The organism is Pseudocnuella soli, assembly GCF_004347775.1.
In the GTDB taxonomy this organism is placed as follows: domain Bacteria; phylum Bacteroidota; class Bacteroidia; order Chitinophagales; family Chitinophagaceae; genus Flavisolibacter; species Flavisolibacter aquaticus.
Genome location: NZ_CP037755.1, coordinates 607,981 through 628,378 on the forward strand (window position 1 = coordinate 607,981; position 20,398 = coordinate 628,378).

The window sequence follows — 20,398 nt, forward strand, 5'->3', positions numbered from 1 at the left end:
AATTTGAACCACAAAGACACGAAGACTTAAAGATGCACTAAGGAAATTCTTTCGTGTTTCTTATTTTTCTTTGTGTCTTTGTGGTTCAAAATCAAATCGTTATGAAAAAAGTTGGAATGCGGCCCAGCTAAAGGCATAGGCCAGTGCAGTCATATACACCAGTTGAATGGTGGGCCATTTCCAGCTGCGGGTTTCCCTTTTGGTAATGGCCAATGTACTCATGCACTGCATCGCAAATACATAAAATAGCATCAGCGACAAGCCGGTGGCCAGCGTAAACACCGGCGTGCCATCGGCACGGGTGGCGGCTTTCATTTTATCGCGCAGCAATTGCCCTTCGCCATCTTCTTCGCCTACACTATACAGGGTAGCCATGGTGCCTACAAACACCTCGCGGGCAGCAAACGACGTAATTAGCGATATGCCGATTTTCCAGTCGTAGCCCAATGGCGCAATGGCCGGCTCCAGCGCTTTGCCCAGCAACCCTGCGTATGAGTTTTCAAGTTTAGCCGTATTGTATTCTGTTTCCAGCTCTTCGATCGGACGGGTACCTGCTGCTGTAGCTTGCGCAAATTGCGCCTCCACGGCTTCCATTTTACCCGCAGGCCCAAATGAGCTTAGCCCCCACAACACCAGGCTAATGATGATGATGATTTTGCCGGCATCGGTTACAAAAATGCGGGCCTTGCTGAACATGGTGTGCAGGATATTGTTCCATCGGGGTGCCCGATAAATGGGCAACTCCAGGATGAAAAAGCTTTTCTCTTTGATGTGTATGAACCATTTGGCCACATACGAAACCAACAGGGCCACCACCAGTCCAAGCAGGTACAGCCCCATCATCACCAAGCCTTGCAAGCTGATCCATCCCCAATAGTACGTGTTCGGGATAACCAGGCTAATAAGAATGGCATACACCGGCAGCCGTGCAGCGCAGCTCATCAGCGGCGTAATCAATATGGTAAGCAGGCGCTCCTTGCGGTTTTCAATGCTGCGGGCACTCATAATGGCCGGCACAGCACAGGCAAAACCCGAGATCAGGGGCATCACGCTTTTACCATTGAGGCCCACGCTGCGCATGAGCCGGTCGGTAAGGAAAGAAACACGGGCCATATAGCCGGTATCCTCCAGCAGCGAAATCAGTCCAAAAAGGATCATGATCTGTGGCACAAAAATGAGGATGCCGCCAATGCCCGCCATCAACCCATTTATTAAAAGGTCGCTCCACCATGCCTCCGGAAGCACCTGCGCCAGCCAGCCCGAAGCCGCCGAAAATCCGGTGTCGATCCAGTCCATGGGGTACTGAGCCAGCAGAAACACGCTTTGAAACAAGAGGAACAGCACACCCAATAAAATCAGGTAGCCCCACCGCGGGTGCAGCAGCACATTATCCAGTTTATCGGTAAAAAGGGTTTGCTCCAGCGGATCGGGTTCGGCCACGGCTACCTGCATGATGTGCTTGATGCGGCCATAGCGCTGCAAAATTTCGGCTGCCTGGGTTTTGGTTGGATTGAACCCATGCGTTTGTTCGATGCCTTCAATTTTTTGCTGCGTGGCAGCATCCAGCTCAAAACCTTCATGGTTGATGAGCAGGTGCAGGGCGCTGTAGTCGGAAACTCCGGGGAGCATATGCTGCAGGTCGGTGATGGCAGCGCTGGCCAGTGCCTTGTTTTCAATAAAGTCACGAACCGGCACTTTATACTGCCCGCCCAGTGTTTGCTCAATTGCTTTTTTTAGCTGCGCAATACCCTTGCCTTTGCGTGGGTTTACCGCCACAACGGCCACACCCAGTTCCCGCTCCAGTTCCGCAATGTCAATGCGGATGCCTTTCTTTTTGGCCAGGTCGGCCATCGTCAGGGCAATCACCACCGGTTTTTTCAGGTCTAGGATCTGGGTGCAAAACAGGAGGTTGCGCTTTAGGTTGGCGGCGTCAATCACCACCACGTAGGCATCGGCATGAATGTCTTTATCCTGGTTGAGCAGAACCCGGTAGCTTACCCACTCGTCGAGGCGCTTGGGGTACAGGCTATAAGTGCCGGGCAGATCAATGACCTTTACTTCATTGCCGTTGCCAAGGTCGGTAAAGCCGGTTTTCTTGTCTACGGTTACACCCGGAAAGTTGCCCACTTTTTGGTTCATACCGGTAAGGCTGTTGAACAGCGAGCTTTTACCGCTGTTGGGGTTGCCTACCAGTGCTATATGTAAATGTTGAGGTATCACGTATGGGCCGCAAAGTTAACCATACCGGCCGCCCGGCCTTTACGAAAGGCGGAAGTTTTACAAAACTTTCGGGCGGGCAGATAAAAAATGGTGTTTTGCAAAATTTACAGCGGCGGTATTCGTTCCTTGCTTGTGCCTGGCGATTGATGAAAGGTATTTTTCTAATCATATCATCCTTGCACATCATACCCGGTACCTACCTTTGTAAGCACTTTTGAAGCCTGTATCAATGCGGAACCTGTATATCATAATTCTCTTGTTTTGTGCGCTGCCAACTGTTGCCCAGAAACTTAAAAAAGAAGACCGGGCTGTGCTGGAGCATTTAAAAAAACACATTGGCTTCCTGGCCCACGATTCGCTGGAAGGCCGCCGCACGGGCACACCTGGCGAGGCGATTGCTGCCCGCTACCTGTCGGAGCAATTTAGCGCCATCGGCTTGCAGCCAAAAGGCACGCAGCAGTTTTTGCAGCCCTTCGAAGTGTACGAAGGCCGGCAGGTCAATACGCCCACACACCTGACGGTTGCGGGTAAACTGCTGGAGCTGCACCGCGATTTTTTTCCCCTACCCTATAGCGCCAATGCATCGCTGGAGGCTTTGCCTTCCATGGCGCTTCACGAAGAAGGCATGCCCTGGTTTGTGGACCTAAAGGAAACGCTTGAAGCGGCCAAAACAAACCCGCACTTCGACCTTGATGCCGCCATTTTGAAAAAAGCGCAGGAGGTGGCTGCAAAAGGTGGCACCGCATTGTTTGTGTACAATACCACACCGGCCGCCGCAGATATAAAGTTTAAAGCTGCAGACCGCAGCGATGCCGCAAAGATCCCGGTGGTGTACCTGACAAAAGACGCCATTAAAAAATATTTCAACGATCCTTCTGCCACGCTGGATATAGACCTGCGTATCGACATTGGCCCTAAAAACAGGACGGGCACCAACGTAGTGGGTTATATCAACAACAATGCTGCAACTACGCTCATTTTTGGCGCCCATTTCGATCACTTGGGTTATGGTGAGGACGGCGGTTCGCTCAATGCCAGCGGCACACGCCTGGTGCACAACGGCGCCGATGATAATGCCAGCGGCACTGCGGCCTTGCTCGAATTGGCTCGCATGCTCAAGGCTTCGGGGCCGCGCCAATTCAATTACTTGTTCCTTGCTTTTTCCGGCGAAGAGTTGGGATTATTTGGCTCAAAATATTTTACCGAAAACCCAACGATTGATTTAGCTACGGCAAGCGCTATGTTCAATATGGATATGGTAGGCCGGTTGAATGCTGCTAGCCCTACCCTCACCATTGGCGGCTACGGCACATCGCCGGTGTGGAGCCAGGTATTGAACACATCGGGCAAACGTGGCGTGTACAAAGCCAATATGCAATTCAGGTTTGATAGCAGCGGTGCGGGCCCCAGCGATCATACTTCGTTTTACCGCAAAAACATACCGGTGCTTTTTTATTTTACCGGCACACATGCCGATTATCACAAGCCCACCGATGACGCCGATAAAATAAATTACGAAGGCACACTGCATATTGTAAAACACATTTACAGCGTGGTGCAGCAACTGGAAAAAACAGGTGGCAAAATAGCCTTTACACCTACTCGCGAAGTGCAGATGAATACCGCATCATCATTCAGGGTAACACTGGGCATTATGCCCGATTATACATTCAGTGGAAAAGGTGTACGTGTAGAGGGCACAACGGAAAACCGGCCGGCGCAAAAAGCGGGCATCAAGGCCGGCGATGTGATCGTACAAATGGGTGATCTGGATATATCGTCCATGGAAAAATATATGGAAGCACTGGGCCGTTTCAACAAAGGCGAAAAAGTAACGGTTACGTATATGCGCGGTGCACAAAAGCTGTCGGGCGTGGTGGAGCTGTAAAACGCAGGCTGGGTAACGGTTTTAGCGTATGGATGGGTTTGTAAAAACAGCACTGAAATACTGCACCCTGTTTTTGAAATTGCGTGAACAAATGTGCCGATAAAATTGTGCGTAAAAGTTTATGCACGCCGCCAAATGCACGGTAGTCAAGGATGTAGATACATTGGGCATATTGTGGACATTTATTCCCGCATATAAACCTGATTTGAGCACCCTACATTTGTGTACTTAGTAACTTGGTAATAATGAAATTAGTACTTGATCCTAGAGAAATGACCGACTGCTTTTTTGCAGAAACACGCTTGCTGGGCATCATGGCGCCAATCAAGGATTACCAGTTTTGCTGGCAACTCAATCACAAGCTTGGCATTGATTTCAGAATCAACAACGAAATCGAAATACAGCTCACCAAGAAAAAGCGCAATTACTTTTTTGCCATTTACCAATACTGCGAGCCCTACAACTCGGTGGAGCATTACTTGTACAACAACCAGTTTGATGGCGAATACTTGCTGCCCGAATTCAGGCACCTGGATTTTTTGTGGTTGCTGAAAGGCGATGATGCTGAAACCACGCAACTCGATCACCTGGTGCACTCCATCAAACAAATTCGCGGTGTGCAACTGGTTACCGAATTAAACAACGAAAAGATCCGCAACAAGGAACACCTGGTGTTTTAATTAAGACTGTTTCCATTTTCAAATCCCCTCATTTTCAAATTACCCCCATGTGGCAGGAACAAAATAATGCGCTATACCGCAAGTTTGAATTTGCCGATTTTTCGGAAGCATTTGCGTTCATGACCCATGTGGCGTTGTTGGCTGAAAAAGCCGATCATCATCCACGCTGGACCAATGTGTGGAATACAGTAGAAATTTGGCTGAATACACACAGCGCCGGCAACACCATCACCGATAAAGACCGCAAGCTGGCCGCGCAAATTGATGCCATAAAATAGCAGTGTAATAAACGATATTCGAACCCATGCAGTGTGTTTACTGCATGGGTTTTTTTGTGCGCTCCTATTTATCCTTTCTTCTTCTAAACTCGATGGCTGCATTGGTTTGCAGGTCGGCGGTGAAATGCACCTGGTGGCGCTGTGTACCATCCTGGATTACCAGCAGTCCGGTGTTGGGCGGAATGGTGCCCAGGTTTTCAGCAACCAGCACCAGCTTATGCACTTCAATGGAAGGATCGAGTTGAATGGTTTGCTTGGCTGCTGCTGCAGTAAGTTTCGTTTTGCTGATGATATTGGTCCCATTGAGGTACACCGAAATGGTATCGCCATCCACCATACCGTTGTCGTAAAAATGCAGCACCAGGCTATCGGTGGTGGCCACAAAGCGTTCGGCCACTTGTTCGGAACGTTTGTTATAAGCCAATACCGGAGGGGCAACAGGATTTTTGTTTTCCGCTGCGGGCTTGGGTTCTGTAGCTTTCGGCGTGGATTGTTTTGCCGCCGGTGTTGGTGCAGCAGCAATGGTTTGCGGTGCAGGCTGTGCAACGGGTTGTTGCCATTCGCCCAGGTCTTTCAAATGCCCAAGCAACGCCATGCGGCTACTGTCTGCTTCGCGGCGCATTTCCATAGCACCACCAATTGAGTAAAAGCGATGTTTTTTCGATTCAGTGGTTTTCCAGGTGCCTTTTATTTCGGTAATGCTGTCCCTTTCGTTCAACGGAATGATCATCACCTGCCGCACACCTTTGTCGGGTGCCTGCGGAAAATTATTACCCAGCATTTTTACATCTTCCACTTCCAGTGTGCCATTGTTGCGTTGTGCTTTCACACGTTTTACACTGTAATAAAACTTGTCATCTACAATAAAGGTGGTGTAGGAGTAGCCAGTGATCTTGCCGCGGTATTCGCTCAAGGCAAGCTCGTATTGTTGTTCTTTGCCGGTGCTGTCGTTTAGCAACGTGCCGGAGTAAAAGCCGCTGATATTTTGGGCATGAAGGGAGCAGGCGCTAAATAGAAGTATAAAACAAAAAAGGTTTTTCATGTTGGTTGGCGGATGGCCGTTTTTCAGGAACTGGATCAGATTGTAAAAAAACGTATTCTTTTCCGGATTCTTGCCCGGCGGCTAAAAAATTCTTGGCTGCTGGTTTTGCCACCATAAAAAAATGCCCTTCGGTCAGAGGGCATTTTTACAATATAATGCATTTGATAATTATCGGTTCATGCTAGCCAAAAACTCTTCGTTGCTTTTGGTGCCCCGCATCCGTTTCAGCAATTCGTTCATTGCTTCTTCGGTGTTCATATCGGTAAGATATACGCGCAGCAGGTTCATGCGCTGCAGCACGTCTTTGTCCAACAGCAAATCATCTCGGCGGGTGCTCGATGCCGTAAGGTCGATGGCCGGGAAAATCCGGCGGTTGGCCAGGCGGCGGTCCAGTTGCAGTTCCATGTTGCCGGTACCTTTAAATTCTTCAAAGATCACTTCGTCCATCTTCGAACCGGTATCCACCAGTGCTGTTGCAATAATGGTGAGCGATCCGCCAAATTCAATTTTGCGGGCTGCGCCAAAAAATTGTTTTGGCTTTTGCATGGCATTGGCTTCCACACCACCCGACAATACCTTACCCGATGAAGGCGCCACGGTGTTGTGTGCACGGGCCAGGCGGGTAATAGAATCGAGCAGGATCACCACATCGTGGCCACACTCTACCAGGCGCTTTGCTTTTTGCATGGCAATGGTAGAAACCTTTACGTGTTTTTCAGCGGGCTCGTCAAACGTAGAAGCAATTACCTCGGCACGAACAGAGCGTTCCATATCGGTAACTTCTTCAGGACGTTCGTCAATCAGCACCACCATCAGGTACACATCGGGGTGGTTGGCTGCAATAGCGTTGGCCACTTCTTTCAGCAGCACTGTTTTACCCACTTTTGGCTGCGCCACAATCAATCCGCGCTGGCCTTTACCAATTGGGGTAAACAGGTCAACAATGCGGGTGCTGTAATTGGTGGGCGTGGTAAACAGGTTCAGTTTCTCAAACGGAAACAGCGGTGTGAGGTAATCAAATGGAACGCGGTCCCGTACATCTTCTGGTTTTTTACCATTGATGGTATCCACTTTCAGGAGGGCGAAATATTTCTCGCCTTCTTTTGGTGGACGTACCGATCCATACACCGTATCGCCGGTTTTCAGACCAAACAATTTGATCTGTGAGGGCGACACATAAATATCATCGGGAGAAGAAAGGTAGTTGTAATCGGAGGAGCGAAGAAAGCCATAACCATCGGGCATCATTTCCAAAACGCCTTCGCCAATGATGATGCCATCAAATTCGATATTGAACTGTTGTTCGCGGCGTTTTTCAAAAAGCTTGTTGGTGGCCTGTAAAAATTTTTCGGCGCGGGCTGCATCCGAAATCGCGTTTTCAGGCGCTTGTACTTCTTCCTGAACGGGTTGTTCGGGTTGCTGTGCTGCTTCGGGTTCGGCTACGGGCAGTTGCAATTGCAGTTCGGGTGCAACGGGTGCTGCTTCGTCCTGCTTTTTGCGGCCACGCTTTTGCGGTGCTTCCTGTTTTTGTGGTGCTTCTTTTTTTACTGGTGCGGCTTTGCGTACAATGCGTTTGCCATCGGCTTGTTGTTGGGGCGCTGCTGCCGGCTCCGGGGCTGGTGCCACAACTGCTGCTGCTTCGGGTACGGGGTCCGGTGCAATATCTTCCACCACTGCCTCTTCGGTGGAGTTGGCCGTAGACGCTTTGATGATGCGTTTGCGGCGCGGACGGTCGCCTTGCGGAGCAGCCTTGCCTTCGCTGGCCACTACAGCCTGGCGATCCAGTATTTTATAAATAAGTTCCTGCTTATCTAATTTGTTGGCGTTGTCAATGCGAAGTTGTTCGGCAATGTCCAGCAATTCAGGAACGATCATATCGTTCAATTGCAAAATATCGTACATACTAAATGAAAGTTCTTTTTTACGCCCTGGTATGGCAGATAGCTATGAGGCGTTGCTAAAAATTGAATGGAAAAAAATTGAAAACCGGTTGTTGCGAGAGAATAAGGGATTGATCGCTCAACGCATTCCGCTGCAATTATACGCCTAAAAAGAGAAAACCAAAAATTTTTCGGTCGCCGCCAATATCAGGCTCATGCTAATTATCAGGCGCAAATTGCTCCTTTTGCTCCATTATCTTTGCCCCTCATTCTAATTTTATATGTTCAATAACAGGACCAAAATAAAAGCGCTGTTGCAAATGCAGCCCGAAGGACAATCGGTGACGGTAATGGGCTGGGTGCGTACATTTCGCAACAATCAGTTTGTAGCCCTCAACGATGGCTCTACCAACGCCAACCTGCAAGTGGTGCTGGAGCTGGGTAAGTTTGATGATGCGCTGCTGCGGCGCATTACCACATCGGCATCGCTGAAAGTCACCGGTACTGTTGTGGCATCGTTGGGCAAAGGACAGGCTGTGGAAGTAAAGGCCGAACATGTGGAAATACTGGGCGATTCGGATTCGGAAAAATACCCGCTGCAACCCAAAAAACACAGCCTCGAGTTTTTGCGTGAAATAGCGCACCTGCGTTTTCGCACCAACACATTCGGATCGGTGTTTCGCATTCGCCATTCGCTGGCATTTGCGGTGCATAAGTTTTACAATGAAAAAGGTTTTGTGTACCTGCATACGCCTATCATCACTGCATCGGATGCAGAAGGTGCCGGCGAAATGTTTCGCGTTTCTACATTACCGTTCGACAACCCGCCGCGCAAGGAAGATGGCACCATTGATTTTGCAGAAGACTTTTTTGGCCGCGCCACCAACCTTACGGTGAGCGGGCAACTGGAAGGCGAACTGGGTGCTACTGCTTTTGGTGAGATCTATACATTTGGGCCTACGTTCCGTGCCGAAAACTCGAACACTGCACGGCACCTTGCGGAGTTTTGGATGATTGAACCGGAGATGGCTTTTTGCGATCTGGAAGACAACGCCAACCTTGCCGAAGAATTTATTCAATACCTCATTCGGCATGTAATGGAGCACAACGCAGAAGACCTTGAGTTTTTGCGCCAGCGCCTATTGGACGAAGAAAAAAGCAAGCCGCAAGCCGAACGTAATGAAATGGATCTGATCCAGAAATTACAGTTTGTGGTGGACAATAAATTTGAACGCATCACCTACACTGAAGCCATCGATATCTTGCTGCAGTCGCCGCATTATAAAAAGAAAAAGTTTCAGTACGATGTGGCCTGGGGCATCGACATGCAAAGCGAACACGAACGCTACCTGGTAGAAAAGCATTTTAAAAAACCAGTGATTGTTACTAACTACCCGGCTGCTATCAAAGCGTTTTATATGCGCCAGGATGATGGTTGTGCACCGGGCCGCGAAACCGTTGCTGCCATGGACATCTTGGCACCGGGCATCGGTGAAATTGTGGGTGGCTCGCAGCGTGAGGAACGCCTCGATAAACTGGAGCAACGCATGACCGCCATGAACATTCCGCACGAAGAATTGTGGTGGTACCTCGATACCCGCCGCTTTGGTACCGTGCCGCATGCCGGCTTTGGCCTTGGCTTTGAACGCATGGTGCAATTTGTCACCGGCATGGGCAACATCCGCGATGTGATTGCTTTTCCGCGTACGCCGAAGAGTGCGGAGTTTTAGTAGGAGACGGAAGACGGAAGTCCGGAAAGTCGGAAGACGGGTACTGTTGTACTGAGCGTCTTTTGGCTTTCCGGACTTTTTTGTTTGAAGCAATTTGTATTTTACTTCAAACTAACTGCAATGCCATTCAAATTTGAAAAACTTACGGTTTGGCAAAAAGCGCTTGAATTAACAGGCGTTGTTCATGATGTTTCCAGAAAATTTCCTAAGGAAGAAATGTTTGTACTGGCAACGCAAATAAAACGTGCCGCTGATTCTATTTGTTTAAACATCGCAGAAGGTTCCACCAGTTTATCAAATAATGAATTCGGTAGATTTCTGCAAATCGCTTTGCGTTCAAATATTGAAGTTGTCGGCTGCATTTTCATTGCACAAAAACGCAACATCATCAGTCATGAAGACTTTTCTATGATTTATTCTTCGTGTGAAGAAATTCTGGCCATGATCACCGGTCTGCGCAGGTCATTGAGTTAAACCACAAAACATAAAATCCGGAAAATCAAAAGACACTTACAACTGCAAATCTCGTCTTCCGACTTTCCGGACTTCTGTCTTCGGACTTCTCTCAACACCTGATCGCCATCACCGGCACGGGTGCATGCCGCACAATATCTTCGGTGTGCAGTTTAAAAAACAGGCGTTCAATCAGGTTGTGTTCGTGGGGTAACACCATCAACAGATCAGCCTCGTAGTCGAGCAGGTATTGCACCAAACCATCACGAACATTTTGGTGCTGTACGGTATGAAAACTGGGTTGCAGCGGCTGCAGCTTTTCCAACAGTTGGCGCGATGCATCGGTAGTGGATGCGTTGTTGATGGCCACATGCACCAGGTCGAGTGATGCACCGAGTTGCTGTGTTACTTCAATGATGCGTTGCGTGGGAATTTTCGATTGATCCAGGAGGTCGGCAGCCAGCACTATTTTGCGCAGCCCATATCGTTTATGGTCTTTGGGCACGGCAATTACGGGCAGTTGATTGTGGCGCATAACCGACGCAGTTGTACTGCCAAAAAGCATCCGCTCCAGCCCGCTGGTACCATGCGTACCCATTACCAGTGCCACTGGTTTTATTTCCTGGCAAAGATCGTCCAGCTCGTCGTTGATGTTGCCGAGGCGGCTTTCTGCTTCTATCAGTACATCGCCAAACTGTGCCTGCAGATCGGTGCGCTGGCGGGTCAGTTGCTCGTCGGCGCTGCGGCGCAGTTCATCGGCCGATAACACCATTACCGGCATGTCATTCATGGTTACCGGTATTTGATACACATGCACCAGCAGTAAGCGGGCCTGCACCTGGCGTGCCAGGTGTGCGGCGAACACCGCAGCATTTTCTGCACTGGCTGAAAAATCGGTAGGAATGATGATCGTATTCATATAGCGTTTTTTGGGTGGCAAAAACGGCACCACGGCACCACGGCACCTGTTGAAAGCTACAAACAAAAATCGGGTCTGAAATGATGTGCATTTTGTGCCGTACTGAATCTTATCATTAAAAATAAACCATGGCCAGCTTACCCACACCATCTGCCAGCGGCAAAGGGCCCCGAATGTACCGTCCATCGTTGCGTGTAGACATGACCCCGCTTGTTGACCTCGGCTTTTTGCTCATCACCTTTTTTATTTTTACTACCACTATGGGCAGCCAGGCAGTAATGCCCCTGTCGGTGCCGGCCGATGGACCACCCATGGATTCGGGCGAATCGGTAACACTAACGGTGTTGCTTGGCCGAAATAATGAAGTGGCCGCGTACCACGGCTTTTGGGACGATGCTGTGTACAATAAAAAAATCATGCACAGCAACTACCATATCACCAAAGGTGTTGGTGCCCTCATCAGGCAAAAGCAACAACAGTTGTTGTCTGCAGGCCGCTCCGCCAAAGATTTAGTACTGCTGGTAAAACCTTCTGCTGATGCATCCTACAAAAATGTGGTGGATGTACTCGATGAAGTAACCATCAACAGCGTAACCCGCTACGCATTGGTGGCACCAACCGAAGCAGAATCTGCATGGATGAAAGGCGAACCTATTGCTGCACAAATGCCCTGATGCGTTCGGCAACATTTTGCCGCACATTTACATAAAACAGGTTGATGTCGCCAATGTGGTAATTGGATGTATTGAGTAAAAAAGCCCCCGGAAACCGCAGCTTGCTTACCCACAATACACCCTGCGGCGCAATGCGTGCATCGGCCACTTGTGGCACCACTTTATTAAACTGGCGCAACACGCTGCCTTTGTTCATGCTGTACGGCGCCACATCTTCCGATATGCGCCAGTGCAGCGGGTTTACCACGGCTGCGTTGCCTTTTTCCAAAGCAATATAAGGAGGCACATAGCCTTCTTTAAATGTGCGCCAACTGGCAAAGCAACCGGTTTGCCCCGGTGTGCTGCACACTTGTATTTGTGCAAACTCGTTGCGCTTTACCGGCCAGCCAACAATGTATGCAGCCACCAGGTGTTGTTGCAAAGGTTTGCCATCAAAAAAATCGTGCAGCAACCTGATGGCGAGCAGTGCGCCCTGGCTGTGCGATGCAATAACAATGGGACGTTTGTTGTGATGGTGTTGCAGGTAATATGCAAACGCTGTTTTCACGTCATTATAGGCCGTATCAAAAATGGGAATGGCTGCAGCTGAATCAAGAAAAAATGAACCGTAGTGCGCCTGCCGGTAGCGGGGTGCAAACACCCGTGCATGCTGGTTGAATGCCGATGCCTGGAACAGGATGCTGCTGCCATCGGTTTTGCGGTTCAGCCCGGTATCGTGCAGCAAAGCATTTCCCTGCAATCCTTTTTGTGTAAACGTAGTGGGGTGTATAAAAAATACATCGGCAATAGTATCGCGTGGTTCGCTGCGCAGGGGTTGCGGCACACTGTCCGACGGATCCCATTTGTGCGGGTGTGCGGCCCAGTAAAAAAGATCGCTGTATTGCGGGGCAGCAGCCGGCGTGCTGGTGGACTGCTCATGTGTATAACCCGCTCTTTGCGCAGTGCATGCCATCAGCCAAAATGCAGGGAGGAAAAGGAACAGACCGCGCATAGGTACAATAAATTTTGTGTGAATAACCGGCGGTGTAAATTTGCCCTCATTTCCCTAAATAAAAAATTGTGTTATGACGATACCTGTGGTAGACCTGTCCGATTTTCTGAGTGGCGATGCTGCCCGCAAGCAACAATTTGTGCAGGCGCTGGGCAATGCCTATGAAGAAGTGGGTTTTGTAGGGGTAAAAAACCACGGCATCCCCGATGATTTAATTGCCGACCTCTATCAATATGTGCAGCAGTTTTTTGCGCTGCCTACCGATGTAAAATTATCGTACGAAAAAAAGGAGCTGGCCGGCCAGCGGGGCTACACTTCTTTTGGCCGCGAACACGCCAAAGGATTTGAAGCACCCGACCTGAAAGAGTTTTTCCAGTTTGGTCAAACGGTGGAAGACGGTGATACTATCAAAGCACAATACCCCGACAACGTAACGGTGGACGAAGTGCCGCAGTTTACGCCTACACTGCTGGCTGCTTATAAAAACTTTGAACGCAGCGGCCGTGCCCTGCTGCAGGCCATTGCGCTGTACCTGGGCCTCGACGAACAATATTTTGAGCAGTATGTGCACAACGGCAATTCCATTTTGCGGGCCATTCATTACCCGCCCATTATCGGCGAACCCAAAAGTTCCATCCGCGCCGAGCAGCACGAAGACATCAACCTCATTACTTTATTGGTAGGCGCATCGGCCGATGGTTTGCAAATATTGACCAAACAAAATGAGTGGGTAGGTGTAACCTCGCTGCCGGAGCAGATTGTGGTGAATGTGGGCGATATGCTGCAGCGGCTTACCAACAACAAACTGCGCTCCACCACGCACCGCGTGGTAAACCCGCCGCGGGAATTGTGGAATACCAGCCGTTATTCCATTCCATTTTTCCTGCATCCCAAAGCATCGATGAATTTGGCTTGCTTGGAAGGATGCGTGGATGCCGCTAACCCTAAAGCTTATGAAGATGCTACCGCCGGTGAATACCTGGATGAGCGACTAGCGGAGATCGGGTTGAAGAAATAGGAACCGGTGATGTTAATGATTAGGAACGATTGACAAGAAGGCGCTGCAAGGCGCTTTCTGTATTTTCGGCCATGAGGCCGATTCGGTCTATTTTTAACTTTGCTTTTAAATTCAAAAATGCACAATGCGAGCAGTCGCGTTCAAAAAAATTAGGTTACTGCTTATGATGTTCCTGAACATTGCTGTTATAGATGCAATGGGTCAGAGTGACGGCAGTTTGTTTCGGGGTGGCGATGCAAGGTTAAGACGAACAATAGACTCTTTGATCGCTAAATCACCTCCTAATTATTCAAAGAATACATTTCATTTGATTGCAGCAACAATCGAAAGGGGCGAAATAAAACCGGTTACAACTTTTAGTAAGGATACTACTGAGGGTTATACAGACCTGCAACGAATTATTTTGTCCACAAGTGGACAATGGTTGGAAAGTGCAGAAGCCCATGTTTTGCTCTTTCCGTTCTTTTTATATCATACTAAAGATGAAGGGCCGGTCGAAATCAAACGGTGGGAACTGAGCAATGATTTGTATCAAAGAAAGAACACAATGCTATTGTCGCCAATAACGCTGTTGATTGGCTGGGATCCCATTCGGTGATCTTTTTGGTCATTGTTAGTATACAGCATCAGGGACCTCGTAGAGTATAGCATCAACTGTAGCCCAATGGCATGTTGTATATACTTTGTGATTTGTTTTGTGTCTGTTGATTTTAATTACGCTACCTTCACCAAGTCAATTTGAGCCTCGCACTAGTATTCAGTAATTATCCTGCTCCGTTGCATCTTAGTTAGTTTTTACTCTTCGCCTTCCTCAAGTACATTTTAATTTACTTATTTTTTAAGAATGAACATTTACGTTTCAAACTTAAGCTTCAACGTACAGGATGAAGACTTAAGAGAATTTTTTGCACCTTATGGTGAAGTAACTTCTGCTAAGATTATCAACGACAGGGAAACAGGCCGCTCCAGGGGATTTGGCTTTGTGGAAATGAGCGATGATACTGCCTCCAAAAAAGCAATTGCTGAATTAAATGAAGCAAACGTTGATGGCAGAACCATTAAAGTAATGGAGGCGAAGCCTAAAGAAGAAAGGCCCGCCCGCAACTTTAATAATAGCGACAGTTATAACAAGAACAGGTATTAATACAACGATACAATAAAAAACCCCGGTCATCCGGGGTTTTTTATTGTATCGTTTTTTCATCGTTTAAACAATACATCATGGATCGATTTTCAAAGGAAATATTAGTGGACAATGAAAGCAGGCTGTTTGTATTTACAAGGATGGAGAATATGAACGGCGTCAAGTTTTTTATTACATCGAAAGATGAAAAACAAAAGCCTATTTCTTTTAGCCTGAGCCGCGCTGCAGAAAACAGGTGGAAACTTAACCCCGGTTCACTGCGCTGGCTATATGCCATCGAATCACAGTTGTCTGATGCCATTCGCGATACGCGTTTGAACTAAATATTGTTGATTAAAACAGGGCACGAACAAGGCAACGTTTACAAGCGGTTGGTAATCGTTTTCCTGTAATTGATATCAAAACATGCTCGTGCCGGTTCATATGGAGCCGGTGTTGATGCGGCATACCAGCAATTCGTTTTTTTTGCTATTATTCCGTAAAGCCCAAGTCTAAAAAATCATTGTTTAAGCCCAAAAGCGTCCATCCAGACGCTTTTTTGGTGTCCATCCATCCCGTTTTATTGCCGCCCAAAAACTTCTTACTATTTGATAAACTCCTTTAGACATTGATAATCAAGGCAAATATGATGTTGATAATACTCGGCAGCGTCAGTTACCATAAAAAAACTGGTACTTTAGTTTGCATAGTACTAAAAATTCCATTAGCTTTGTTTCAACAAAACAAAAACCCAGAAGGAGGTTACCGATATGAATATCGAAAACACACAAAGCCAAATGCGGAAGGGGATTCTGGAGTTTTGCATTCTTTCCATCATTCGCCGGGGTGAGGCCTACCCCTCCGATATTGTGGAAGAAATGCGGGCCGCCAACCTTCAAATCCTGGAAGGCACATTATATCCCCTGCTTACCCGCCTCAAAAACGCCGACATGCTCACCTACCGGTGGGTGGAAAGTTCTTCGGGGCCGCCCCGCAAATACTTCTCCCTCACTGAAAAAGGAGCCGCCTTTTACAGCGAACTGGAGCAAACATGGCAGGAACTCTCCAACGGCGTCAATGCACTTACCAGCCAGTCAACGATCGAAACTTCAACCAAACCGCAATAACAATGAAAAAGATTATTAACATCAACCTTTCCGGCAGGGTAATTCCCATCGAAGACGCTGCTTATGAAAGTTTGCAACGCTATATCGAAAGCCTGCGCCGCTACTTTGCCGCCGAAGAAGGCCGCGACGAGATCATCAACGACATTGAAAGCCGCATTGCCGAACTGATGAACGATAAAGTGCGCAAAGGTGCCGCCGCCGTTACCGAAGCCGATATGGACGAAATCATCGGTTCCATGGGCCGCGTAGAAGATTTTGAAGCCACCGAAGGCGAAGCCGCAAGCCAAACTGCCGGCGCCCCTTACGAGCCCAATTTTACTTACAGCCAAAGCACCGGCGGCAAGCAGCGCTTCAAAGGCCGCCTGTACCGCGACAGCAGCGATAAAATGCTGGGCGGTGTGTGTGCCGGTATTGCCAACTACATCAATGTCGACCCCGCGGTGGTGCGCATCCTGTTTGCCATCATCACTTTTGGCGGCTTTGGTTTTGGCTTTTTGCTCTACATCCTTGCCTGGGCTATTTTGCCGGCAAGCGATCTGGACGGTTATTCTGGTAAACGCCTTTTTCGCAACCCCGAAGACCGCATCATTGGCGGGGTAGCCGGTGGCCTGGGTGCTTATTTCAACAAATCGGCCAGCACCATCCGCCTCATATTTGCCGCACCGCTGCTGCTCAACATTGTGATCTCTGTACTGAATGGTGTTTTTGATCCATTTGATGGACCCAATTTTCCCAACTTTTTTGCAGGATCACTCACCGGCACGTTCTTCCTCGCTTACATAGTGCTGTGGATTGTGCTGCCCGAAGCCCGCTCTCCGTTTGAAAAAATGGAGATGCGCGGCGAAAAGGTGGATGTAAACTCCATCAAGCAAAACGTGCAGGACCGTGCCCAGGCTTTTGGCCAGGAGGTACGCGACTCTGCCCAGCGTTTTAGCGCCGAAGCATCGGAGTTTGTAAACACCCGCGGCCGCAGCTTTGCCGCCGAAGTGGCCCAAACTGCCCGCCCTGTAGCCAGCGGCATCGGCCATGCAATAGGTGTGCTGTTCAAAGCCTTCTTTATTTTCATTGCCGGCTCCATTGCCTTTGGCTTGTTTGTAGGCCTGATCGTACTGATTTTTGGCGGTGGACCGGCCTTGTGGCCAATGAAGGAAAGCATAATGGATTTTGTGCTCGATGGTTTTTGGCAAAAAACATTTTTCTGGGGCACCATCATCCTGTTTCTGGCCGTGCCGCTGGTAGCTTTTATTACCTGGCTGGTGCGCCGCCTCATGAAAGTTCGTTCGCAGCGCCACTACCTGGGTTGGACCTTTGCGGGCCTCTGGACCCTAGGCTGGATCAGCGCTTCGCTGCTGGCTGCATCGCTGGGAAAAGATTTCAGGTTTAAAAAAGAAGTGGCCCAGGATGTGGTGGTAGCACAGCCGCTCAACAGCCGCATGCTGGTGAACGTAGCCGAGCCTGCCATTGAATACAGCGGCGACTGGTGGTGGGTAGACGACAACGAAAACATGGGTTGGGACCTCACCGAAGACAGCATGAAGCTGGCCAATGTAGACATCCGCGTGGTAAAAAGCGAAGACTCGAACTACAAGGTTACGGTGTATAAATATAGCCGCGGCAACAGCCGTCGTGCAGCCGAAACAAGAGCCGGCAACATTAAATACGCCGTGAACTACGCCGACAGCGTGCTGAACCTGGGAAGCGGTTTTGCCATCGGCCGCAACAACAAGTTCCGCGGACAGGAAGTAGTAGTGGAAATACGGGTGCCTGTCGGCAAAAAGCTCCGCTTCGATCCTTCGGTTACCGATAAACTGGAACCCATGAACGTACGCATTGGCGAGCCTGGCCGCCGCAACCGCGACTGGGATTGGGACGACCGCTCATTTGACTGGCAAACCGGTGTGGATTATGTGATGACCGAAAACGGCGACCTGGTTTCTACCGATGTACAATCGAGCAGCACTACTACCGAGCAAAGCGAAGGTGTTTACGAATACAAAGGCGGCAACAGCGGCGACAGCCTGCGCCGCAGCATTGAAGAAAAAGAACGCCAGCTGCAAGAAGAGCGCCGCCGCCTCGAAGAGTTGGAGCGTACCTCTACCAGTGCACCCATCCGCATCAAACCCGAAACCACAGCCTTTGCACTGATGCCTACATTTCCGTTTATGATATAACATAAGGCAGTGTTGCCCCGCCAGGCGGCACTGCTGCACTTTCCCGCTCCCTGTGTTATGCCTTGCACACCCATCAAAACACCAGCATTATGAAATCGTTCAGCACACCCATCATTGCCGCAGTTACCTTGTTTTTAGGTTATGCGCAACCGGTAGTGGCACAGGCGCAGCAGGGAGATATCAGTTCGACTATTATTCAAAAAGACAGCGCCTTTTGGGCTGCATACAACCGCTGCGATGTTGCGGGCATGGATGCACTGTTTACCGAAGACGTAGAATTTTACCACGATAAAGGCGGCGCTACAACAGGCCTGGCCACGCTTTCGGCCAACGTAAAAAAGGGCATGTGCGGCACGCCGGGTTATAAGCTGCGCCGCGAGGCAGTGGCCGGTACCGTGCAGGTGTTTCCCATGTACAGCAACGGCGCGGTGTACGGCGCCCTTATTTCCGGCGAGCATGTTTTCTATGTAACGGACGGCGGCAAGCCGGAGTACCTCGACGGGCATGCACGTTTTACACAACTGTGGGTAATGCGTGGCGGTGAATGGAAAATGTCGCGGGTGCTGAGCTACGACCACAAACCCGCGGTGTACCAAAACAAACGGCAGGAAGTGCAGCTATCGCGGCGAACGCTGAACAAGCTGGAAGGAACCTACAACAGCAACGCAAAAGGTCCCATCGTTGTAAAACGCAGCGGCAGCAATTTACACATCACAGTCGGTGATCAATCGTTTGCGCTTTTTGCAGCAAACAACCACAGTTTTTTTATAAAAGAAAGAGACCTAACCTTTGAATTTGGCCCCGAAAGCGGGCAAAAAACAAAACACCTCACCATACGCGAAAACGGTGCAGTGGTGGAAAGGGCCACCCTGCGGCAGCTATAAAATTTGCCGCATCGCAGCGCTATCGCAGCATACTTGCGGTTTGTATGCAGTGGCGCTTTTGCACGGTGCACCACAACCTTGGTTGAAGTTAAATGGCCGGCTGGCCATTTGCTTAGAAGGTTCCCATTCCTGGGAACCTTTTTTTATCGCAACTGCCCAAATACCAACCTGCAGGAAACCCCGAACTAACAGTTACTTTTGCCCTTCAAAAATGCGTTCATGAAAAATACACCGTTCACCCACAAGCATATTGCGTTGGGCGCTAAGATGGCTCCGTTTGCAGGCTACAATATGCCCATTTCTTATTCCGGTATCAACGATGAACATGCCACCGTTCGCAAGGCTGCCGGCGTGTTTGATGTAAGCCATATGGGCGAATTCATGCTCAAAGGGCCGGGTGCACTCGAGCTGATCCAGCGCATTACCACCAACGATGCATCGAAGCTGGTGGCGGGCAAAGCGCAGTACAGCTGCCTCACCAACGAGCAGGGCGGCATCATTGATGACTTGCTCATTTATTGCATTGAAGAAGGAGCTGTGTACATGATTGTGGTGAACGCATCGAACATTGAAAAAGACTGGAACTGGTTTGTGCAACACAACACCGGCAATGTGGAAATGCACAACATTTCGGAAAAAACTTGTCTGCTGGCCGTGCAGGGCCCCAGTGCTACCAAGATACTGCAGCCGCTTACCAGCATGGATGTGCTGAACCTGAAATACTACACGTTTGTTCGCGGCGAATTTGCCGGCGTAAAAAACGTGGTGATATCCGCAACGGGCTACACCGGTGCAGGCGGCGTTGAAATTTATTTTGAAGACAAAGACGGCGCAGCCGATAAAATATGGGACGCCATTTTTGTAGCGGGTGGCCCGCAGGGATTGAAGCCCATTGGCCTGGGTGCCCGTGATACGCTGCGCCTGGAAATGGGTTATTGCCTGTACGGAAACGACATTGACGATACCACATCGCCACTGGAAGCCGGCCTGGGTTGGATCACCAAATTTGCTAAGCCTGATTTTACGGCCAAAGACATTTTGCAACAGCAAAAAGAAGCCGGCGTAACGCGTAAGCTGACGGGCTTTGAAATGGTAGACAAAGGCATTCCCCGCCATGGCTACGAGATCTGCGATGCCGATGGCAATGCTATTGGTTATGTTACTTCCGGCACACAGTCGCCCAGCCTGGGCAAAGCCATAGGCCTGGGTTATGTGCAAACGGCCCATGCCGATATCGACAGCACCATTTACATAAAAGTGCGGGACAAACAACTGACCGCAAAAGTGGTGAAGCTGCCGTTTAGCTAAACATTAAAACTG

Annotated in this window: 19 protein-coding genes; 14 read left to right on the forward strand and 5 right to left on the reverse strand. The window is 49.3% G+C overall.

The annotated features are described in order from the left end of the window. Window positions 1-99 precede the first annotated feature (99 nt). A complete protein-coding gene (feoB, locus tag EPD17_RS02600) occupies window positions 100-2,220 on the reverse strand; it encodes a ferrous iron transport protein B (RefSeq protein WP_132051526.1) in 2,121 nt (706 codons plus the stop codon). A gap of 229 nt (window positions 2,221-2,449) precedes the next feature. Here feoB and EPD17_RS02605 point away from each other — a divergent pair, with 229 nt between their 5' ends. From EPD17_RS02605 to EPD17_RS02615, 3 genes are all read left to right on the forward strand, one after another. After that, window positions 2,450-4,108: a M20/M25/M40 family metallo-hydrolase gene (locus EPD17_RS02605; RefSeq protein ID WP_132051527.1), complete on the forward strand. Its 1,659-nt coding sequence runs from the start codon at window positions 2,450-2,452 to the stop codon at window positions 4,106-4,108. Window positions 4,109-4,353: 245 nt separating this feature from the next. Further along, complete coding sequence (locus EPD17_RS02610) at window positions 4,354-4,788, forward strand: IPExxxVDY family protein (RefSeq protein ID WP_175580737.1); 435 nt, start codon at window positions 4,354-4,356, stop codon at window positions 4,786-4,788. A gap of 47 nt (window positions 4,789-4,835) precedes the next feature. Then, window positions 4,836-5,066 (forward strand): 4a-hydroxytetrahydrobiopterin dehydratase, encoded by a 231-nt coding sequence (locus tag EPD17_RS02615; protein WP_132051531.1) that lies wholly within the window; start codon window positions 4,836-4,838, stop codon window positions 5,064-5,066. Between the two features lie 64 nt (window positions 5,067-5,130). On the opposite strand, the gene EPD17_RS02620 is transcribed toward EPD17_RS02615, so the two are convergent. Both EPD17_RS02620 and rho read right to left on the reverse strand, forming a co-directional pair. Next, the gene (locus tag EPD17_RS02620; protein WP_132051533.1) at window positions 5,131-6,108 is read right to left on the reverse strand and encodes a hypothetical protein; all 978 of its coding nucleotides are present in this window, start codon (window positions 6,106-6,108) and stop codon (window positions 5,131-5,133) included. A gap of 168 nt (window positions 6,109-6,276) precedes the next feature. After that, complete coding sequence (gene rho, locus EPD17_RS02625) at window positions 6,277-8,010, reverse strand: transcription termination factor Rho (RefSeq protein ID WP_132051535.1); 1,734 nt, start codon at window positions 8,008-8,010, stop codon at window positions 6,277-6,279. 259 nt (window positions 8,011-8,269) lie between these two features. On the opposite strand from rho, the gene asnS reads away from it, so the two are divergent. Together asnS and EPD17_RS02635 are read left to right on the forward strand one after the other, a co-directional pair. After that, window positions 8,270-9,718, forward strand: a complete 1,449-nt coding sequence (asnS, locus tag EPD17_RS02630) for an asparagine--tRNA ligase (protein ID WP_132051537.1) — start codon at window positions 8,270-8,272, stop codon at window positions 9,716-9,718. 120 nt (window positions 9,719-9,838) lie between these two features. Next, window positions 9,839-10,192 carry a four helix bundle protein gene (locus tag EPD17_RS02635; protein ID WP_132051540.1) on the forward strand — a complete coding sequence of 118 codons (354 nt, stop codon included), beginning with the start codon at window positions 9,839-9,841 and terminating at the stop codon, window positions 10,190-10,192. 91 nt (window positions 10,193-10,283) lie between these two features. Here EPD17_RS02635 and EPD17_RS02640 read toward each other — a convergent pair whose 3' ends face one another. After that, on the reverse strand, window positions 10,284-11,090 hold the full coding sequence (locus EPD17_RS02640; protein WP_165929500.1) for a universal stress protein: 807 nt from the start codon (window positions 11,088-11,090) through the stop codon (window positions 10,284-10,286). Between the two features lie 128 nt (window positions 11,091-11,218). On the opposite strand from EPD17_RS02640, the gene EPD17_RS02645 reads away from it, so the two are divergent. Beyond that, a complete protein-coding gene (locus tag EPD17_RS02645) occupies window positions 11,219-11,764 on the forward strand; it encodes an ExbD/TolR family protein (protein ID WP_132051544.1) in 546 nt (181 codons plus the stop codon). Here the strand turns inward: EPD17_RS02645 and EPD17_RS02650 are convergent. Beyond that, on the reverse strand, window positions 11,742-12,755 hold the full coding sequence (locus tag EPD17_RS02650) for a DUF3089 domain-containing protein (RefSeq protein WP_132051546.1): 1,014 nt from the start codon (window positions 12,753-12,755) through the stop codon (window positions 11,742-11,744). The genes EPD17_RS02645 and EPD17_RS02650 overlap by 23 nt on opposite strands. A gap of 73 nt (window positions 12,756-12,828) precedes the next feature. Between EPD17_RS02650 and EPD17_RS02655 the strand changes: the two genes are divergently transcribed. From EPD17_RS02655 to gcvT, 8 genes are all read left to right on the forward strand, one after another. After that, window positions 12,829-13,773 carry an isopenicillin N synthase family dioxygenase gene (locus EPD17_RS02655; protein ID WP_132051548.1) on the forward strand — a complete coding sequence of 315 codons (945 nt, stop codon included), beginning with the start codon at window positions 12,829-12,831 and terminating at the stop codon, window positions 13,771-13,773. Window positions 13,774-13,936: 163 nt separating this feature from the next. Beyond that, a complete protein-coding gene (locus EPD17_RS02660; protein WP_132051550.1) occupies window positions 13,937-14,371 on the forward strand; it encodes a hypothetical protein in 435 nt (144 codons plus the stop codon). 246 nt (window positions 14,372-14,617) lie between these two features. Further along, window positions 14,618-14,917 (forward strand): RNA recognition motif domain-containing protein, encoded by a 300-nt coding sequence (locus EPD17_RS02665; protein WP_132051552.1) that lies wholly within the window; start codon window positions 14,618-14,620, stop codon window positions 14,915-14,917. Between the two features lie 77 nt (window positions 14,918-14,994). Next, on the forward strand, window positions 14,995-15,240 hold the full coding sequence (locus EPD17_RS02670) for a hypothetical protein (RefSeq protein ID WP_114234626.1): 246 nt from the start codon (window positions 14,995-14,997) through the stop codon (window positions 15,238-15,240). 453 nt (window positions 15,241-15,693) lie between these two features. Continuing rightward, window positions 15,694-16,023, forward strand: coding sequence for a PadR family transcriptional regulator (locus EPD17_RS02675; protein ID WP_240040716.1), 330 nt, complete (start codon window positions 15,694-15,696; stop codon window positions 16,021-16,023). A gap of 2 nt (window positions 16,024-16,025) precedes the next feature. Continuing rightward, window positions 16,026-18,194: a PspC domain-containing protein gene (locus EPD17_RS02680; protein ID WP_162303811.1), complete on the forward strand. Its 2,169-nt coding sequence runs from the start codon at window positions 16,026-16,028 to the stop codon at window positions 18,192-18,194. A gap of 89 nt (window positions 18,195-18,283) precedes the next feature. After that, window positions 18,284-19,078 (forward strand): nuclear transport factor 2 family protein, encoded by a 795-nt coding sequence (locus tag EPD17_RS02685; protein WP_132051554.1) that lies wholly within the window; start codon window positions 18,284-18,286, stop codon window positions 19,076-19,078. A 219-nt stretch (window positions 19,079-19,297) separates the two neighbouring features. Continuing rightward, window positions 19,298-20,386 carry a glycine cleavage system aminomethyltransferase GcvT gene (gcvT, locus tag EPD17_RS02690; protein WP_132051556.1) on the forward strand — a complete coding sequence of 363 codons (1,089 nt, stop codon included), beginning with the start codon at window positions 19,298-19,300 and terminating at the stop codon, window positions 20,384-20,386. The last annotated feature ends 12 nt before the right edge of the window (window positions 20,387-20,398 follow it).

What these genes read in the sequence shown, in the direction of transcription:
- EPD17_RS02680 (WP_162303811.1), top strand. Translation starts at nt 16,026, where the DNA reads ATGAAAAAGATTATTAACATCAACCTTTCCGGCAGGGTAATTCCCATC.
- EPD17_RS02645 (WP_132051544.1), top strand. Translation starts at nt 11,219, where the DNA reads ATGGCCAGCTTACCCACACCATCTGCCAGCGGCAAAGGGCCCCGAATG.
- EPD17_RS02685 (WP_132051554.1), top strand. Translation starts at nt 18,284, where the DNA reads ATGAAATCGTTCAGCACACCCATCATTGCCGCAGTTACCTTGTTTTTA.
- EPD17_RS02640 (WP_165929500.1), bottom strand. Translation starts at nt 11,090, where the DNA reads ATGAATACGATCATCATTCCTACCGATTTTTCAGCCAGTGCAGAAAAT.
- EPD17_RS02610 (WP_175580737.1), top strand. Translation starts at nt 4,354, where the DNA reads ATGAAATTAGTACTTGATCCTAGAGAAATGACCGACTGCTTTTTTGCA.
- EPD17_RS02620 (WP_132051533.1), bottom strand. Translation starts at nt 6,108, where the DNA reads ATGAAAAACCTTTTTTGTTTTATACTTCTATTTAGCGCCTGCTCCCTT.
- EPD17_RS02675 (WP_240040716.1), top strand. Translation starts at nt 15,694, where the DNA reads ATGCGGAAGGGGATTCTGGAGTTTTGCATTCTTTCCATCATTCGCCGG.
- gcvT (WP_132051556.1), top strand. Translation starts at nt 19,298, where the DNA reads ATGAAAAATACACCGTTCACCCACAAGCATATTGCGTTGGGCGCTAAG.
- EPD17_RS02660 (WP_132051550.1), top strand. Translation starts at nt 13,937, where the DNA reads ATGATGTTCCTGAACATTGCTGTTATAGATGCAATGGGTCAGAGTGAC.
- EPD17_RS02655 (WP_132051548.1), top strand. Translation starts at nt 12,829, where the DNA reads ATGACGATACCTGTGGTAGACCTGTCCGATTTTCTGAGTGGCGATGCT.
- EPD17_RS02665 (WP_132051552.1), top strand. Translation starts at nt 14,618, where the DNA reads ATGAACATTTACGTTTCAAACTTAAGCTTCAACGTACAGGATGAAGAC.
- EPD17_RS02615 (WP_132051531.1), top strand. Translation starts at nt 4,836, where the DNA reads ATGTGGCAGGAACAAAATAATGCGCTATACCGCAAGTTTGAATTTGCC.
- EPD17_RS02670 (WP_114234626.1), top strand. Translation starts at nt 14,995, where the DNA reads ATGGATCGATTTTCAAAGGAAATATTAGTGGACAATGAAAGCAGGCTG.
- rho (WP_132051535.1), bottom strand. Translation starts at nt 8,010, where the DNA reads ATGTACGATATTTTGCAATTGAACGATATGATCGTTCCTGAATTGCTG.
- EPD17_RS02650 (WP_132051546.1), bottom strand. Translation starts at nt 12,755, where the DNA reads ATGCGCGGTCTGTTCCTTTTCCTCCCTGCATTTTGGCTGATGGCATGC.
- asnS (WP_132051537.1), top strand. Translation starts at nt 8,270, where the DNA reads ATGTTCAATAACAGGACCAAAATAAAAGCGCTGTTGCAAATGCAGCCC.
- EPD17_RS02635 (WP_132051540.1), top strand. Translation starts at nt 9,839, where the DNA reads ATGCCATTCAAATTTGAAAAACTTACGGTTTGGCAAAAAGCGCTTGAA.
- EPD17_RS02605 (WP_132051527.1), top strand. Translation starts at nt 2,450, where the DNA reads ATGCGGAACCTGTATATCATAATTCTCTTGTTTTGTGCGCTGCCAACT.